This window comes from Methylobacterium sp. E-046, from assembly GCF_022829625.1.
Classification (GTDB): domain Bacteria; phylum Pseudomonadota; class Alphaproteobacteria; order Rhizobiales; family Beijerinckiaceae; genus Methylobacterium; species Methylobacterium longum.
The window spans coordinates 22194-39299 of the sequence record NZ_JAKSYP010000183.1 but is presented as its reverse complement, the minus strand read 5'-3'; the positions used below and the strand labels follow the sequence as shown (position 1 = coordinate 39299).

General features: G+C 67.4%; 17 protein-coding genes. 13 read left to right on the top strand and 4 right to left on the bottom strand.

Annotated features, from left to right (window positions below; all coding sequences use genetic code 11):
- Window positions 1-139: 139 nt before the first annotated feature.
- Window positions 140-985 (top strand): hypothetical protein, encoded by an 846-nt coding sequence (locus MKK82_RS18495; RefSeq protein WP_238286578.1) that lies wholly within the window; start codon window positions 140-142, stop codon window positions 983-985.
- On the opposite strand, the gene fdhD is transcribed toward MKK82_RS18495, so the two are convergent.
- Entirely contained in the window at window positions 979-1830 is an 852-nt protein-coding gene (fdhD, locus tag MKK82_RS18490) for a formate dehydrogenase accessory sulfurtransferase FdhD (protein ID WP_238286347.1), read from the bottom strand. The two genes, MKK82_RS18495 and fdhD, sit on opposite strands and share 7 nt — an antisense overlap.
- A gap of 296 nt (window positions 1831-2126) precedes the next feature.
- Here fdhD and coxB point away from each other — a divergent pair, with 296 nt between their 5' ends.
- The 10 genes from coxB to MKK82_RS18440 all read left to right on the top strand — a co-directional run bounded on the left by coxB (window position 2127) and on the right by MKK82_RS18440 (window position 11524).
- Window positions 2127-2966 (top strand): cytochrome c oxidase subunit II, encoded by an 840-nt coding sequence (gene coxB, locus MKK82_RS18485; RefSeq protein WP_238286346.1) that lies wholly within the window; start codon window positions 2127-2129, stop codon window positions 2964-2966.
- A gap of 50 nt (window positions 2967-3016) precedes the next feature.
- A complete protein-coding gene (gene ctaD / locus MKK82_RS18480; RefSeq protein ID WP_238286345.1) occupies window positions 3017-4645 on the top strand; it encodes a cytochrome c oxidase subunit I in 1629 nt (542 codons plus the stop codon).
- Between the two features lie 213 nt (window positions 4646-4858).
- Complete coding sequence (locus MKK82_RS18475) at window positions 4859-5809, top strand: heme o synthase (RefSeq protein WP_238286344.1); 951 nt, start codon at window positions 4859-4861, stop codon at window positions 5807-5809.
- A 5-nt stretch (window positions 5810-5814) separates the two neighbouring features.
- Entirely contained in the window at window positions 5815-5979 is a 165-nt protein-coding gene (locus MKK82_RS18470) for a hypothetical protein (protein WP_238286343.1), read from the top strand.
- A 10-nt stretch (window positions 5980-5989) separates the two neighbouring features.
- Entirely contained in the window at window positions 5990-6601 is a 612-nt protein-coding gene (locus MKK82_RS18465; protein WP_238286342.1) for a cytochrome c oxidase assembly protein, read from the top strand.
- 147 nt (window positions 6602-6748) lie between these two features.
- The gene (locus MKK82_RS18460; protein ID WP_238286339.1) at window positions 6749-7612 is read left to right on the top strand and encodes a cytochrome c oxidase subunit 3; all 864 of its coding nucleotides are present in this window, start codon (window positions 6749-6751) and stop codon (window positions 7610-7612) included.
- A gap of 148 nt (window positions 7613-7760) precedes the next feature.
- The gene (locus MKK82_RS18455) at window positions 7761-8135 is read left to right on the top strand and encodes a DUF983 domain-containing protein (RefSeq protein ID WP_238286337.1); all 375 of its coding nucleotides are present in this window, start codon (window positions 7761-7763) and stop codon (window positions 8133-8135) included.
- Window positions 8136-8185: 50 nt separating this feature from the next.
- Window positions 8186-8896, top strand: a complete 711-nt coding sequence (locus MKK82_RS18450) for an SURF1 family protein (RefSeq protein WP_238286336.1) — start codon at window positions 8186-8188, stop codon at window positions 8894-8896.
- A gap of 211 nt (window positions 8897-9107) precedes the next feature.
- The gene (gene sfnG / locus MKK82_RS18445) at window positions 9108-10223 is read left to right on the top strand and encodes a dimethylsulfone monooxygenase SfnG (RefSeq protein ID WP_238286334.1); all 1116 of its coding nucleotides are present in this window, start codon (window positions 9108-9110) and stop codon (window positions 10221-10223) included.
- 44 nt (window positions 10224-10267) lie between these two features.
- Window positions 10268-11524 carry an SfnB family sulfur acquisition oxidoreductase gene (locus MKK82_RS18440; protein WP_238286333.1) on the top strand — a complete coding sequence of 419 codons (1257 nt, stop codon included), beginning with the start codon at window positions 10268-10270 and terminating at the stop codon, window positions 11522-11524.
- Window positions 11525-11814: 290 nt separating this feature from the next.
- Here MKK82_RS18440 and MKK82_RS18435 read toward each other — a convergent pair whose 3' ends face one another.
- Complete coding sequence (locus tag MKK82_RS18435; protein WP_238286331.1) at window positions 11815-12702, bottom strand: cation diffusion facilitator family transporter; 888 nt, start codon at window positions 12700-12702, stop codon at window positions 11815-11817.
- 324 nt (window positions 12703-13026) lie between these two features.
- Window positions 13027-13275, bottom strand: coding sequence for a hypothetical protein (locus MKK82_RS18425; RefSeq protein WP_238286327.1), 249 nt, complete (start codon window positions 13273-13275; stop codon window positions 13027-13029).
- A 98-nt stretch (window positions 13276-13373) separates the two neighbouring features.
- Between MKK82_RS18425 and queA the strand changes: the two genes are divergently transcribed.
- The gene (queA, locus tag MKK82_RS18420) at window positions 13374-14438 is read left to right on the top strand and encodes a tRNA preQ1(34) S-adenosylmethionine ribosyltransferase-isomerase QueA (RefSeq protein WP_238286325.1); all 1065 of its coding nucleotides are present in this window, start codon (window positions 13374-13376) and stop codon (window positions 14436-14438) included.
- Complete coding sequence (gene tgt, locus MKK82_RS18415; RefSeq protein WP_238286324.1) at window positions 14435-15571, top strand: tRNA guanosine(34) transglycosylase Tgt; 1137 nt, start codon at window positions 14435-14437, stop codon at window positions 15569-15571. Before queA ends, tgt begins: the two co-directional genes overlap by 4 nt.
- Before the next feature lie 9 nt (window positions 15572-15580).
- Here tgt and MKK82_RS18410 read toward each other — a convergent pair whose 3' ends face one another.
- On the bottom strand, window positions 15581-16636 hold the full coding sequence (locus MKK82_RS18410; RefSeq protein ID WP_238286322.1) for a hypothetical protein: 1056 nt from the start codon (window positions 16634-16636) through the stop codon (window positions 15581-15583).
- Window positions 16637-17106: the final 470 nt, after the last annotated feature.

Sequence of the window (17106 nt, the reverse complement as noted above, 5' to 3'; positions counted from 1 at the left end):
GGGGCAACGACCTCGCCGGCATGGTCGAGGCCCGGGTTCGCCGGCCCGGACCATGCCGGAAACCGGACACTCTGCCGGGTCTCCAAACCGAGAACGTACAAGAGTGACGATGAAGAGCAGATCGGCCCCGCGCCTCCGCATGTTGACGAACCAGGCGTTCTGCGCAGCGCTCGTGGCGGGTAGCGCCATGCTGGGGCTCTGCGGCAATGCCCACGCGCAATTTGCATTCGAAGACGAGATCTTGCCGCCGCGCGTGGTCGCGTGGCGTCTGGCGGACCGCGGCTTCACCGACCTGAGTCGTCCGCGCTTCGACGGGCGCGTCTACGTCGTGGATGCGGTGAGCCCCACCGGGGCTCCGGTCCGCCTGCTCGTCGATCCGGCCGCCGGCGCAATCGTCGGCCAGAGGCGCGTCAATGCTCCGGAAACCTATGCGCGGCTCGAGCGCCCGGCGCCCGGCTTCGGCTGGACCGAGGAAGAGGCTGCGCCCCGACGCGTTGCGCGACCCTCGCCCTTCGATGAAACCCAGCCCCTGCGGCTTCAGCGCAGGCCGGCCGGCGAGGCCATGCGGCCGGAGCTGAATCCCGACGGCGTCAACCCCGATGCCGGCGGCCGGTCCGGCGTTCCGCGTAAAGTCGCGCGCGCGGTCCCCGCTAAACCGCCCGAACTCCGTCCATCGCTTCGTACCAGCCCTGAGGCGCCCGCCCCCACCGTCGCACCCGCCGAAGCGGGCAAGGCCGGGGCCAGACGGGATGCGAAGGCGGATGTGAAGGCCGATCCCCGGGAGGCCTCCATCGGGAAGGCTCAGCCGGCAACGCCCGGCGCCGCGGCGCCGGACAAGCCTGCCGAGACGGTGGTTGCGGAGGCACCCAAACCGGCGCCGAAGGATTGGAAGGATCCGCCTTCGGAGAAGAAGCCCGTGCGGGTGATCGGCGGTGCGACCATCGTTCCGGGCACGGTCGACAGGGACCAGGGCGCCGCTCAATAAGCCGGTTCGACGGGTATCAGCCGCTCCGCGCCGGTGAAGATCGTGACCGTGTCGGCGCGCGCGATGGCGCAGAGCGTTATCGCGTGCGCGCGGGCACGTTCGAGGGCCAGGGCGGTCGGCGCTGAGATCGCGACGATGATGGCCGCTCCGAGGCGGGCGGCCTTCTCGACCATCTCGAAGGAACAGCGGCTGGTGATCACCAGAAAGCCCGCATCGGTATCCGTCCCGGCCCGCATCAAGGCGCCGATCAGCTTGTCCAGGGCGTTGTGGCGGCCGACATCCTCACGGACAGCGACGAGGCTGCCGTCGAGCCGCGCCCAGGCAGCGGCGTGAACCGCCCGGGTCTCGGCTCCCAACTTCTGAGCGGCATCCAGCGACGACAGCGCCCGCGCGATGGCCGGGAGCGTCACCTGCACCGTCCCCCCGGCCCGCCGCTCGGCCCAGGGGAGATCGCTGAGATCCTCGATGCCGCAGACCCCGCACCCGGTGCGACCGCTGATCGCGCGCTTGCGAGCCAAGTGCTCGCGCAGGCGCCCGGGGGCCAGCTCGACATGAAGCCGCACCCCATCCGGTCCGGTCTCAACCCGCGTCTCTCGAATCTCCTCGATGCCTTCGACGATCCCTTCCGTGAGGCTGAAGCCGCAGGCGAAATCCTCCAGGTCGACGGGGGTGGCCATCATCACCGCGTGCGGCACGCTGCCGTAGATGAGGTTGACCGGCACCTCCGCGGCGAGCACGCGAACTCCCGGCCGAGGCTTGCCGCCCGTATAGGCCATGACCTGCATCGGCACCTGCTCCGAGGCGGGGGGCAGCTCGCCGGGTCGACACTCCGGTTCCCAAGACATCCAGCACTCCTATTCGAGCCGAACACGTATCCGGTGGGGCGGGGACCCGGCAATGCCAACCGTGGACAACCCCGTCGCCCTTGTGCGAGCGGGCCACGTGCGCCCGCGAACTGCCTGGAAAGCGCCCGATGCGACGCTTGTGCGGTTGCACCTCGGCGGCCCTTGTGGTCTGAAGCCCCGGTCGGATAATGCCGGGTGACACAACCGCTACTCCGTCACGTCGGTACAATCCCGCTCGCGATCAAGACGGAATGTCCGACAGTAGCCAGACAGTTCAGGGGAGCCACGAGAGGCAGATGCGAACGGTGCGGACGATCAACCGGTCACTCTGGAGCCTCGCCGCCCTCGGCGCTTCGCTCTTCCCAGTTAGTGGCGCGCTGGCGGCGGGATTCGGTCAGCCGGTCCCGTGGGAGATGAGCCGGCAGGTCCAGGTGACCGAGAACGGTCGCGACATCCTCAGCTTCGAGGTCGGCCTTCACTGGCTGTCGCTGGCGATCTCGGTCTTCGTGCTGGGCCTGATCCTGTGGTGCATCTTCCGGTTCGGCGAGAAGCGAAACCCGACGCCCTCGCGCACGACGCACAACACCGCCATCGAGATCGCCTGGACGATCGTGCCGGTGCTGATCCTCGTCGCCGTCGCGATCCCGTCCTTCCGCCTGCTGCGCACGCAGCTCTCGGATCCGAAGGCCGACATGATCGTCAAGGTCATCGGTCACGCCTGGTATTGGTCTTACGAGTACCCGCAGACCGAGAACGGCGGCGGCTTCACCTTCGACGCCAACATCGACGAAGACAAGCAACCGCGCCTGCTGCAGACCGACAACGAGATGGTGGTCCCGGTCGGCAAGATCGTGAAGATCCAGGTGACCGCGGCCGACGTCCTGCACTCCTGGGCAATGCCGGCCTTCGGCTTCAAGATCGACGCCGTTCCCGGCCGACTGAACCAGATGTGGTTCCAGGCCGACAAGGAAGGCACCTTCCACGGCCAGTGCTCCGAGCTCTGCGGCCAGCGCCACGCCTACATGCCGATCGTGGTCCGCGTGGTGAGCGAGCAAGCCTACGCCGACTGGCTCAAGGAAGCGAAGACCAAGTACGCCCGCATCGACAACGGCACGAGCTTCGCCGAGGCGCGCTGAGCCCCGGCTGACCGAACCGAACCCATCAGATCCACAAGGCACCCGAATCCATGGCTACAGCCGCAGCCCATGCCGAGGCCCACGAGGTCCACGACCACAAGCCGTCGTTCTTCGCCCGCTGGTTCCTGTCGACCAACCACAAGGACATCGGCACCCTCTACCTGCTCTTCGCCTTCTGTGCCGGCATGATCGGCGCGTTCCTCTCCTTCGGCATCCGGATGGAGATGGAAGCGCCCGGCCTGCAGTATTTCTCGAACCCCGCGACCTACAACGTGTTCGTCACGGGCCATGGCCTCATCATGGTGTTCTTCATGGTGATGCCGGCGCTGATCGGCGGCTTCGGCAACTGGTTCGTGCCCCTCATGATCGGCGCGCCCGACATGGCGTTTCCGCGCATGAACAACATTTCGTTCTGGCTGACGGTGGCGGGCTTCTGCTCCCTGCTGTGCTCGCTGTTCGTCGAGGGCGCGCCGGGCGCGTCCGGTGCGGGCACCGGTTGGACCGTCTATCCGCCGCTCTCGACCGCCGGCCATCCCGGCCCGGCCGTCGACTTCGCGATCTTCGCCCTGCACCTGTCGGGCGCTGGTTCGATCCTCGGCGCGATCAACTTCATCACCACCATCCTGAACATGCGCGCCCCCGGCATGACGCTGCACAAGATGCCGCTCTTCGCCTGGGCCGAGCTGGTCACCGCGTTCCTGCTGCTCCTGTCGCTGCCGGTTCTCGCGGGCGCCATCACGATGCTGCTCACAGACCGCAACTTCGGCACGACCTTCTTCGACCCGGCCGGCGGTGGCGATCCGATCCTGTATCAGCACCTGTTCTGGTTCTTCGGTCACCCCGAAGTCTACATCATGATCCTGCCGGCCTTCGGCATCGTCTCGCACATCATCGCGACGTTCTCCCGCAAGCCGGTCTTCGGCTACCTCGCGATGGCCTACGCCATGGTGGCGATCGGCGTCGTCGGCTTCGTCGTGTGGGCCCACCACATGTACACCGTCGGCCTCTCGCTCCAGACGCAGTCCTACTTCGTGTTCGCCACGATGGTGATCGCGGTCCCGACCGGCGTGAAGATCTTCTCGTGGATCGCCACCATGTGGGGCGGCTCCATCCGCTTCACCGCCGCGATGCACTGGGCGGTGGGCTTCATCTTCCTCTTCACGGTCGGCGGTGTGACCGGCGTCGTGCTGGCCAACTCGGCGGTCGATAAGTACCTGCACGACACCTACTACGTGGTCGCGCACTTCCACTACGTGCTCTCGCTCGGCGCCGTGTTCATCATCTTCGCCGGCATCTACTACTGGTTCCCGAAGATGACCGGTCACATCATCCCGGAATGGGCCGGCAAGTTGCACTTCTGGCTGGCCTTCATCGGAGCGAACGTCCTGTTCTTCCCGATGCACTTCCTCGGTCTCGCCGGCATGCCGCGTCGCTACGCCGACTATCCGGATGCCTTCGCACAGTGGCACAAGGTATCGACCTACGGCGGCCACATCTTTGGTCTCGGCATGTTCGTGTTCGTGATCGGCGTGGTCCTGGCCTTCCGCTCCAAGGAGCGGGCCGCGGACAATCCATGGGGTGAAGGCGCCACCACCCTCGAGTGGACGCTCTCCTCGCCGCCCCCGTTCCACCAGTTCGAGACGCTGCCCCGCATCGTCGACGAGCCGGGCGCGCACTGATAGACACACCGCGAGGGCCGCTTCGGCGGCCCTCGCCCTTCCCCGGTGGCCGATCCGCGGCCTCCCGGCAAGGGCGAGCGCTGAGGGCGACGAGCACGGGCCGGGGAGCAGTCCCGGGCCCCACTCGCGCCGTCCCTTGAAACACGTCGAATTCGTAACGTGACTCGGCCGTGACGCGCGTGGCCGGGCGCCGGCACAGCAGCAGCAGACGCGATGACGAGCCTGACGAACAGCATCGGACCGGACGTCCCAGCTCCGGCCCTCTCGGCCGCAGGCGGGGATGTGCCGGATTACTTCGCCCTGCTGAAGCCGCGGGTGATGGTCCTCGTGATCTTCACCGCCCTGGTCGGGATGGTCGTGTCGCAGGGCCACGTGCAGCCGGCCATCGGCGCGATTTCCCTGCTCGCCATCGCGATCGGCGCCGGGGCCTCCGGCTGCCTCAACATGTGGTGGGATGCCGACATCGACGCCGTGATGAGCCGCACGGCAAAGCGGCCGATTCCTGCGGGCAAGATCACGTCCGAGGAGGCCCTCGGCTTCGGGCTGTTCCTGTCGGTGGCCTCGGTGGTGGTGCTGGGGCTGGCCGCCAATCTCCTGGCCGCCGCGCTCCTCGCCTTCACCATCGTGTTCTACGCGGTGGTCTACTCCATGTGGTTGAAGCGAGCGACCGCGCAGAACATCGTCATCGGCGGGGCCGCCGGCGCGCTGCCGCCCGTGATCGGCCAGGCCGTGGTGACCGGGTCGGTCGGAATCGAGTCCCTGATCCTGTTCGCCATCATCTTCATCTGGACGCCGCCGCACTTCTGGGCGCTGGCGCTCATCAAGGCCGACGAATACGCCCGCGCCGGCATCCCGATGATGCCGAACGTGGCCGGACCGGCTTCCACCCGCCGGCAGATCGTATGGTACTCGCTGTTCCTTGCGCCGCTCGGTCTCGTGCCTGTTGCGTTGGGCTTCGGAGGCCTCCTCTACGCGGTGATCGGCCTCGTGGGCGGTGTGGGCATGATCGCCTTCAGCATCCGCGTGCTCCGGAACCGCCACGGCGAGGCGGAGAAGCGCGCTGCAATGGGCATGTTCGGCTTCTCGATCCTCTACCTGTTCGCCCTGTTCTCGGCGCTTCTCGCCGAGCAGAGCTTCGGCCTGTTCCGGCCGGTCCTGGGCTGACCGCCATGGGGAATCCCGAGGTCCAGCACCGTCCCCTGACGCCGGAGGAGGAGGCGCGGCGCCGCAAGCGGTCGATCGCCATCGCGTTGGCGCTCGGTGCCTGGGTGCTGCTCTTCTTCGTGTTGACGATCGTCAAACTCGGACCGCAGATCCTCAGCCGGCCGATGTAAGGAGGGCGCGATGATGACACCCCGTGCCAACCCCGGACGTGGGGCCACCCGGACGGCCTTCGCCTGCGCGGGTCTGGCGATCGGGATGATCGGGCTCGCCTTCGCGTCGGTGCCGCTCTACGACGCCTTCTGCAAGGCGACGGGTTACGACGGGACCCCGCGTCAGGGCCCCGCCCTCGCCGCGTCGGCGGCGCGGGCCCACGACAGCATGGTGGTGCATTTCGACACGAACGTGGCCCCGGGTCTGGCGTGGAAGTTCGCCCCCGAGGCGAACCGCGTCGAGGCCACGTTGGGGGAGACCAAGACGGTGTTCTTCCGCGTGCAGAACACCGGATCCAAACCGTCGACGGGTGTGGCGACGTTCAACGTCCAGCCCGGCCTGATGGGCAGCTACTTCGTGAAGATCGCCTGTTTCTGCTTCAACGAGCAGACGCTTCAACCCGGTGAAACCCTGGACGTTCCGGTGGTGTTCTACGTTGATCCGGCGGTCCGGGACGACTCGAACACCGCGCACCTGTCCGAGATGACGCTGTCCTACACCTACTTCGCCGCCAAGAACGGTCAGCCGGTGACGGGGAGTGTGGCGAATTCAGCGTCTTCCGGATCGAAGGGCGATTTCTGATCGCGGGACCGTGACAAGACGGACCCGCACAGACTAAACGTGCCGGCAAGCTTGGGCGGGGTCTCGGTCGCGTCCAGCCAAGGGCAAGCAGCGTAAGGCCGAATGCCGGGAACGGCGCGGGGCGCAAGGGTGAGGAGCGACGGGACGATGGCCGAGGCGCATGCCAAGAATCACGACTTTCACATCCTGAATCCAAGTCCATGGCCGCTGATCGGGGCCTTCTCGGGCTTTCTGATGGCGTTCGGCGCTGTCTTCTGGATGAAAAGCCTCCAGATCGGTACCTTGACGCCCGGCCCGTACATCTTCGGCGCCGGTGCGATAGGCGTCCTCTACACGATGTACTCGTGGTGGAAGGACGTGGCGCACGAGGCCAATTCGGGCGATCACACCCGTGTCGTGCAGCTCCATCACCGGTACGGCATGATGATGTTCATCGCCTCCGAGGTGATGTTCTTCGTGGCGTGGTTCTGGGCGTATTTCGAGGCTGCCCTCTATACCGCCGATCCGATCCAGGTCTCCCGCGTGGAATTCACCGGCGGCGTCTGGCCCCCGAAGGGCATCGAAGCCTTCGATCCCTGGCACCTGCCGCTCCTGAACACTCTCATCCTTCTCACCTCAGGCACCACGGTGACCTGGGCGCACCACGCGCTGCTCGAAGGTGATCGCAAGGGTCTGAAGTATGGTCTGTGGCTGACCATCATCCTCGGCGTGCTGTTCACGGCCTGCCAGGCCTACGAGTACAGCCACGCCGAGTTCGGCTTCTCGGGCAGCATCTACTCGTCGACCTTCTTCATGGCGACGGGCTTCCACGGCGCCCACGTCATCATCGGCACCATCTTCCTGGCAGTGTGCCTGTTCCGGACCTATGCGGGCGAGTTCACCACCCGTCAGCATCTCGGCTTCGAGTTCGCGGCCTGGTACTGGCACTTCGTCGATGTCGTGTGGCTGTTCCTGTTCGCCGCCATCTACGTGTGGGGTTCGGGTGTCTTCCACGGCGGTGGCGCCCACTGACGGCGATCCATCTCGCTGATGCATGGCGGGTCTGCGAAGGGCGGCTTGGGCCGCCCTTTTTCGTTTCGGCGCGATGGGATCCCCATATCGATGGAATGCTCCGGGCGTCGTCCGGAAGCGGTTTCCCGGATCGGTCTGGAGTGTGCACGTGGACCAACGCACCTATTCGCCGCCGCCGCCGATCCCGACGGGTTTGCGCGGCCGATGCCCGCGCTGCGGCGAGGGTCACCTGTTCAAGGGCTACTTGACCCTGCGCCCCTCCTGCGAGGCGTGCGGCCTCGACTATACGCACTTCGATTCGGCCGATGGACCGGCGTTCTTCGTGATGTCGATCGTGGGACTGATCGTGGTCGGCCTCGCCCTCTGGATGGAGATCACCTACGAGCCGCCGATCTGGGTCCACGCCCTGGTGGCCACGACGCTCTCGATCGGTCTCAGCCTGATCCTGGTCCGTCCGCTGAAGGGCATGTTGATCGCGCTGCAATACAGCAACAAGGCCGAGCAGGGACGCTTCGAGCCGTGAACCGGTCGGGATCATCGCGGCCGGCGTGGCGTGACCTGATCGCGCCGGGGATGGCATCCCTGATCGCCCTCGCGATCCTTCTGGGCCTGGGGACCTGGCAACTCGAGCGCAGGGCCTGGAAGGAGGATCTCATCACCCGGATCCTGCGCCAGACCCGTGCCGAGCCGGTGCCGCCGCCGTCGTCGGCGACCTGGGAGCCGAATCGCGACGAGTTTCGCCACGTCCGCGTGACGGGCCGCTTTCTCAACGACCGGGAAACGCTGGTCCACGGCCTCGCTGCCGGTGAGACGCCGGGCCGGGCGCTTCAGGGCTACTACGTCCTCACGCCGTTCGCGCGCGAAGATGGCGGCTTGGTACTGATCAATCGCGGCTTCGTGCCGACCGAGTTGAAGGCGCAGGGTGACCGCCGGAACGGTCTGATCGAGGGGCCGACAGAGGTCACTGGCATTCTTCGGGCCAGCGAACCCCGGACCATGTTCGTGCCGGAACCCGATCCGACGCTGGGCGAATGGTTCAACCGCGACGTCGCCGGCATCGCGGCTGCCCGCGGCCTCGCAGATGCGGCCCCTTACCTGATCGAGGCGGATGCGGTGCCGGATCAGACCACGTGGCCACGAGGTGGGCAACTGCGCATCGACCTGCCGAACAACCACCTGCAATACGCGTTCACGTGGTTCGGCCTCGCCGCGTGCCTGATCGGCGTCTTCTCGGTCTACGCGTGGCGTCGCCTACACGAGCCGGATCGCACGCTGACGGCGTAGGATAATCGTGCATGCGATACGCTCTCCGTAGCAGAGCATCGTCATTACTGTCATAAAAAAAGTAACGTGTTCCTTTGACCTGCGGGCTCCGCGTCGGAATACTTTCCGTGTCCTTGCGTGATTGCCCGCGTTCTGCATGTTGTATTCAGTTCACGGCGATCGACAGCAGGTAAGACGGCGCGTGTGCGCCGCTCATGCGAGGTAATGCCGGATGACCAATTCTCATAGCGATACATCGCCTCCCGAACCGATCCGCTTCGCCTATTGGGTACCCAATGTGTCGGGCGGTCTCGTCATCAGCAAGATCCCGCAGCGGACGAGCTGGGACGCGGCGTACAACCGCAAGCTTGCGCAGATCGCCGAGGAGGCGGGCTTCGATTACGGCCTGACGCAGATCCGCTTCACTGCGGGATACGGCGCCGAATATCAGCACGAGTCCGTCGCCTTCAGCCACGCACTACTTGCGGCGACCACGCGCCTCAAGGTAATTGCCGCGATCCTGCCGGGGCCTTGGAATCCGACGCTCGCTGCGAAGCAGATCGCGACGATCTCGCAACTCACCGAAGGCCGCGTCGCGGTCAACATCGTTTCGGGATGGTTCTCGGGCGAGTTCCGCGCCATCGGTGAGCCCTGGCTGGACCACGACGAACGCTACCGCCGATCGGAGGAGTTCATCCGAAGCCTGCGCGGGATCTGGACCGAGGACAATTTCACCTTCCGCGGCGACTTCTACCGCTACAGCAACTACACCCTGAAGCCGAAGCCCGCTCAGTCCCTGCCGGAGATCTTTCAGGGGGGCTCGTCGCGGGCGGCGCGCGACATGGCGGCGCGCGTGTCCGACTGGTACTTCACCAACGGCAACACGCCGGAAAACATCCGCCTTCAGGTGGACGACATCCGTGCCAAGGCAGACGAGACTGGCAATCGCCCGCGGATCGGCGTGAATGCCTTCGTGATCGCCCGTGATACCGAGGAGGAGGCCCGCGCCGTCCTTCAGGAGATCATCGACGGCGCTGATCCAGATGCCGTGAAGGCCTTTGGCCATGAGGCAAAGAACGCCGGCAAGTCCTCGCCAGAGGGCGAAGGCAACTGGGCGCAATCCAGCTTCGAGGACCTCGTCCAGTACAATGACGGTTTCAAGACCAACCTGATTGGCACGCCGGACCAGATCGCCGAGCGGATCTTCGCCCTCAAGGATGCGGGCGCCGATCTGGCCTTGCTGGCGTTCCTGCACTTCCAAGAAGAGGTCGCTTATTTCGGGCAGCACGTGATCCCGCGCGTCCGCGCCCTGGAAGCCGCCCGCGAGACGCGAGCCCAGGCGGCCTGAGCGCCGCGTAAGACTGCGAAATCCTGTCCTGTCGGAGTTGCATCATGAACGTCGCCGTCGATGCGCGCACGCTCGCGCCGGAGAATCCCAGAGGCACACCGGGCCCCACCCGGTCACCCGTTCCCGCCCACGTCATCCGTGACGACGCCGAGGCACTCGCCGTCGCCCATCGGCTCGCGACTGCGTTCCGGGCAGGCGCCTCGGAGCGTGACCGCGCGTCCGTACGTCCCCTCGCTGAACTGGATGCCTTCTCGCAGAGTGGACTGTGGTCGATCAACGTGCCGCGGGCTTTTGGTGGGCCCGAGGTCTCGTACCGCACCCTCGCCCGGGTGATCGCGATCATCGCGGCGGCCGATCCAGCCATCGCGCAGATCGCGCAGAACCACCTCGGCATCGTGGCGGCGATCCGCACGGTCTCGGACGAGGCGCAGAAGCGACTCCTGTTCGACGAGGTGCTCAGCGGCATCCGGTTCGGCAACGCGTTCTCGGAGCGCGGCACCAAGCGGGCGGCGGACTTTGACACGCGCTTCACCGATCACGGCGACCATGTGGTCGTGCGCGGCGAGAAGTTCTACGCCACGGGGGCGCTTCTGGCTCACCGCGTGCCGATCGTGGCCCTCGATGACGAGGGTCGGGCCTGGTACGCCATCGCGGCGCGGGATGCGCCGGGCCTCACCGTGCTCGACGACTGGTCGAGCTTCGGCCAACGCGGCACCGCGAGCGGCACGGTTCTCATCGATGCCGTGCGGGTGCCCAGGAGCCACCTTGTCCCAGCTTGGAAGGGCTACGCGGCGCCGACCGCGGATGGGGCGGTATTTCAGATCATTCAGGGGGCCGTCGACGCCGGGATTGGGCGTGAAGCCCTGGACGACACGATACGCTTCGTGCGCGAGAAGGCGCGGCCGTGGATCGACAGCGGGCTGGAGCGCGCCTCCGAAGACCCGTACACCATTCAGGCGATCGGCGATCTGACCATCCGCCAGCACGCCGCCGAAGCGTTGCTGGATCGGGCCGGCCTCGCCCTCGACGACGCAGTCGCTCGTCCGACCGCCGAGAGTGTCGCGGCGGCGCAACTGTCCGTAGCGGAAGCCAAGGTCCTCACCACTGAAGTCGCGCTGGCGGCCTCGAACAAGCTCTTCGAGCTTTCGGGCACCCGCTCGACGCTGGCAGCGGAGAATCTCGATCGCCACTGGCGCAACGCCCGGACGCACACGCTCCACGATCCGGTGCGCTGGAAGTATGCCATCATCGGCAATCATGCGTTGAACGGCGTGAACCCGCCGTCCCATGCCTGGAGCTGAGGCACAGGTTGGAGAAGACTCGATGAGTCGACAAGGTCGTCGTCCCCCACAATCGACGGCCCCCCGGTCGGAGGTGCGCGTCGCATCGTGGTTGGTGTTCCAGTACGGGGTCGCCCCGTCGGACCGGTCAGGGCGCAGCACGACGGTGACCATCGGGCTGACGGGTCGCTTACCATGGACGAGTCCTTCCGTGTTCAGGCAGGTCAGCGGCACGTAGATCGTGTTCGCGCGCGTGCCTATCGTACCGGGCGAGCCCTCCTCCGGGGCCGCCGCATCAGCGAGACCGTCGCCTAGAGGACCGGCAAGCCGTGTGCCTTCGCTTCCGCTGCCGGCTCGACGTGGATCGTCACGACGGCCCCGGTGATCGTCGTCTCGAGAGCGCTTTCCAGGCGGTCGCAGATGGAATGCGAATCCTCGACCGTCATCGTTCCCGGCACGACCAGATGGAAGTCGATGAAGGTGGCCTGACCGGCGGATCGCGTCCGCACATCATGGGCTTCCAAGGCGCCCTCACCATGCTTCGAGATCAGCGTTCGAATCTCCGCGATCAGTTCGGGTGAGGCAGCGCGATCCATCAGACCGTCGACGGATTCCCGAACCATCTGGAAACCGGACCAGAGGATGTGGAGCGCCACCAAGCCAGCCACGGCCGGATCGAGGACGGGGTAGCCCGTCGCGAGAACCGCACTCACGCCGGCGAGTACACCGCAGGATGTCACGACATCCGCGAAGACGTGCCGAGCGTCGGCAATGAGGGCCGGTGAGCGCCACATTCGGCCCCACCGCATCAGCGCGAAGGCCCAGACGGCATTGATGATGCTCGCGCCGAAATTGATGGCGAGGCCGAGCACCGGCGCGTCGAGGGGCTTGGGGGCGAGAAGACCGAAATAGGCGTCCCGCAGGATCAGGAGCGCCGCAACGACGATCAGCGCACCTTCGATGACCGCCGAGAAGAACTCGGCCTTGTGGTGGCCATAGGGATGATCTTCGTCCGCCGGTCGCGCAGCCACCCGCAGGGCCACGAAGGCGCCCACCGCCGCAACGACGTTGATGATGCTTTCCAGTGCGTCGGAATACAGGGCGAGGCTGCCGGTGGCGGCAGCGGCATAGAATTTGAGGGCGGTGACGGCGAGGCCGACGCCGGCGCTCAGGAGGGCGGCTTTCTGTGTGCGGTCCATGGTGTGCGCCGTCTGCGAGTCGCTGGCCCCTTAAGGGACGACACACGGCCAAGGCCACGGCAAAGGTTCTAGGGCACCGAAAAATTCTTAGCCCTAGCTAAGTCTCCGACGCGCTTCCGTCCTGACCACGCGTAGCCTCGCGCTGGCGGCTGAGCTCTGCCTTGGCGCGGGCAACCTCCGCCTTCCGAAGGTACCTGCGGCGTTGCCAAGCAAAGCGCGACCCGGTGGCTAGGGCATCCAGACGCGCTGCCTCCCGCTCCCAGTAGCCGAGGAGTTGGCCATCCAACGTGACCCGTCCGGGGTGGCTCGATATCGTCATCGGCCTCAATCCCGCGATGCGGGCGGCTCGCCCGTTTCGGTCACAGTCAGCGCATCGGCATCCCCACGGAAGCTCCCCACGCCGGCGTTGGGCACCGACAGGGCCGGACTGCCGAAAGGCTGACTCGGATAGGCCGCCTCGAACTTCGTCCGAGCGCTCTCAGGATTCTCCGCCTTCAGAACGATCTCGACCTTTCCCGGCAAAGGCCAGCGCGGGTCGGCTTCATCTCGGGGTCGCACGGCGTACCAGGGCATCGGCGGAGCTTCTCGCGTCTCGGTGACGCGGAAAACGGGCACGCCCCGCACCGGTTCCGCGGTTGAAACCTGCTGCCGTTCGGTGCAGGCAGCCGGCGATGCGCGTGGACCTCTTCGATTTCGATCTTCCGGAGACCAGCATCGCCCTGCGTCCGGCCGAGCCGCGCGACACCGGGCGAATGCTCGTGGTGCGCCCCGGCGCGCCGCTGGCGGACAAAATGGTGCGTGACCTGCCTGGCGCCCTGCGGGCGGGCGACGCCTTGGTCTTTAACGACACGCGGGTGATCCCGGCCCGGCTCACCGGCGTGCGCACGCGTCCCGGCGCGCCCGGCCAGCGAACCGAGGTTCTGCTGCATCTGCGGGAGGCGCCCGCCCGCTGGCGCGCCTTCGCACGACCGGCCAAGCGGCTCAGCCCCACCGATACGCTGCGCTTCGGCGACCTTACGGCCGTGGTGGTGGGGAAAGCGGAGGCCGGCGAGATCCTGCTCGAGTTCGATCGGGCCGGCTCGGACCTCGACGCGGCCGTCGCGGCCGAAGGCGCCCTGCCGTTGCCCCCCTACATCGCCGGCAAGCGCGCCACCGATGTTCGGGACGCGACCGATTACCAGACGGTCTATGCCCGCAATCTCGGCGCCGTCGCGGCCCCGACCGCGGGCCTGCACTTCTCAGAGGCGTTGCTGGCGGACCTCGACGCCGCCGGGCTGCAACGCCACCACGTGACCCTTCACGTGGGTGCCGGCACCTTCCTGCCCGTCAAGGCAGAGGATACGGAGAGCCATCGGATGCACGCGGAGGTCGGCCATCTCGACGCCGCCACGGCCGGAGCGCTCAACGCCGTCCGCGCCGCGGGCGGTCGGATCGTGGCCGTCGGCACGACGGCTCTCCGCCTCCTCGAAAGCGCCGCCGGTCCGGATGGGCGGCTCGCGGCCTTCTCGGGCCCTACCGACATCTTCATTACGCCCGGCTACCGATTTCGCGCCATCGACGCGCTGATGACCAACTTCCACCTGCCGCGTTCGACCCTCTTCATGCTTGTCTCCGCCTTCTCGGGCTTGGAGACCATGCAGGCCGCCTACGCGCACGCGATCCAGAGCGGATACCGGTTCTACTCCTACGGTGACGCCAGCCTGCTCTTCCCGGGCCCGGGCGCGGATGTACCATGACCGACTCCGTCCCTTTCGGCTTCACCCTCGTCGCGCAGGACGGCACCGCCCGCACGGGTGAGATTGCCACGGCCCGCGGCACCATCAGAACGCCGGCCTTCATGCCGGTCGGGACGGCGGCGACCGTGAAGGCGATGTATCCGGAGCAGGTCCGCGACCTCGGCGCCGACGTGGTGCTCGGGAACACCTACCATCTCATGCTGCGGCCGGGCGCCGAGCGGATGGCACGGCTCGGCGGCCTGCACCGATTCATGAACTGGGACCGGCCGATTCTGACGGATTCCGGCGGCTTCCAGGTCATGTCCCTCTCGGCGCTGCGGAAGATCGACGAGCAGGGCGTCACCTTCCGCTCGCACATCGACGGCACGGCCCACCACATGAGCCCGGAGCGATCCATCGAGATCCAGGGCCTGCTCGGCTCCGACATACAGATGCAGCTCGACGAGTGCGTCCGCCTCCCGGCCGAGCACGGCGCCATCGAGAAGGCGATGCACCTGTCCCTGCGCTGGGCCGAACGCTGCCGTATCGCCTTCGGCGAGCAGCCCGGCCGCGCGATGTTCGGCATCGTTCAAGGTGGCGACGTTCCGGCGCTCCGGATCGAGAGCGCCCGCTCCCTGACCGACCTCGACTTGAAGGGCTACGCGGTCGGCGGCCTCGCGGTGGGCGAGCCGCAGGCGGTGATGTTCGCCATGATCGAGACGGTGGAACCGCATCTGCCGCAGGCCAAGCCTCGCTACCTGATGGGTGTCGGCACGCCGGACGACATCCTGGGCGCGGTCGCCCGCGGCATCGACATGTTCGACTGCGTGATGCCGACCCGCGCCGGGCGCCACGGGCTTGCCTACACGCGCCACGGCCGGATCAACCTGCGCAACGCCCGCCACGCGGAGGACACGGCGCCGCTCGACGACGCCTCGACGTGCCCAGCTGCCCGGGATTACTCCCGCGCCTACCTGCATCATCTGGTTCGGTCGAATGAGATACTCGGGATGATGCTGCTGACTTGGAACAACCTCGCTTATTATCAGGACCTGATGGCCGGCGCCCGGGCGGCGATCCGGGATGGGCGGTACGGCGATTACTGCAGCGCCACCCGGGAGGGATGGGCGCGCGCGGAGCGTGCGGCCGCCTGATCCAACCCGTCAGGGGCGTGCGAGCACTTGAAAATCGCCCGCGGGATCGCTCGTCCCGCGCGCCACGGCGTCCTTCAGATCCTGTACGATGCGCGCCGCGATCGGCAGGCGGTAGTGCAGCGCGTCCCAGTAATGCGCGTCCTGCGCGGTGATCGGCGATCGGATGCGGAAATCCACCACCACCGCGCCGCGTCGTGCGCCGATCGCCGCGACGCGCGCCTTGCAGGCGGCCTCGCGCCGCCCCGCCGGCGTCCCCGGGGTACCCTGCGCCACAACGTGCACCGGCATGAACGCCACGAGCTTCAGCGCATCCGCCGGAACTCGACCGAGGAGCTGGTCGAGCCGCGTCAGCGCGGGCATTGCCGAGTCGGGGGCGTCCGCGTGCGCGGCCGGATCGAGGGCGCCGGCCTGGATGTGGGCGTGCGCCCGCTCCGGATCGTACCGGTCCTCCGACGGTGTGAAGACGGCGTAACCGTCCCGGCGGATGCGCGGCCGTTCCAGGCCGAGCCGCGCCAGACCGGCCTGGAACGCCACCGTCACGGAGCGCAGGCTGGCCTGCCGCAGAGCGCCCCAGGATACAGCCTCCGCGTAGAGCCAGTCGGGGAAGGCGTTGGCGGTCCGTGTCGGCGGATCGGCGGCGCACCACGTCGTGTCGAGCCCGAACAGGATGACCCGGACCGGTCGGCCAGCCAGGAACAGGTCCGCGAGACGGATCTGCTCATCCGGGGTCGCGGCGTTGACCGCCAGATTCGCGAACGTGGCGCCGAAGGCCGCGTCCAGGGCATCCGGGTCGAGCAGCCGCGCGGTGGACGTGCCGAACACCGCCGCATCGAACCTGCCGCCGCGGGCGATCTGCGGGTAGGACAGCCGCTGGTTGGCATCCATGATCGGGCCCGGCGGCCGTCCGGGTGCGGCCCGTAAACCGTAGGGATCGAGGGCCGCGACGAAGATCAGCGCCGTCGCGCCTGCCAGAACAGCGCAGGCGACGAAGCTCTGCGCGAAGGCGCGCCATGCCGCGGAGGCGGTCGGCGACGGTCGGTCCGGTGCTGGCGATCTCGTGGCCATGAGCGGGAGCCATAGACGCTCGCCGCGGTGCTGTCGCAGGAAACGCGTCGGCGATGGGGCAGAGGGCGACGCTGCTGCCGCGCCATCGGGTCTGCCCGTCGATCTTCGAGCCCCGGGTCGCGCCCGTTGGTCCGCGCCGGTCCGCGGCGAGCGCTGTCGAGTCCTGCGTTCCGATCCGCCCGCCGCGTCGACGTGAAGAGGTGCGGATGGCGCTGCCGAGCGCGGGGGCTCGTTGGAGACACTTGCGACGAGTTCCACCCCGCTTCTGCGGCGGCATGCGCCTCCCCGCCCCAGCCCAACTCCGGGCCGGCGTCACGGACCTTTCAGCGCCGAGCGGCGCCCCACCCCGTCCGACCGCGCAGGCCTCGCGATGGCGGCCGCGGGGGAAGGGTCGGCGCGATCGTCCGGTCATGGAGCACCCGGCCCTCAAGGGAGCCCGCGCTCGACCCCGTGATCGGCAAATTTTCGTG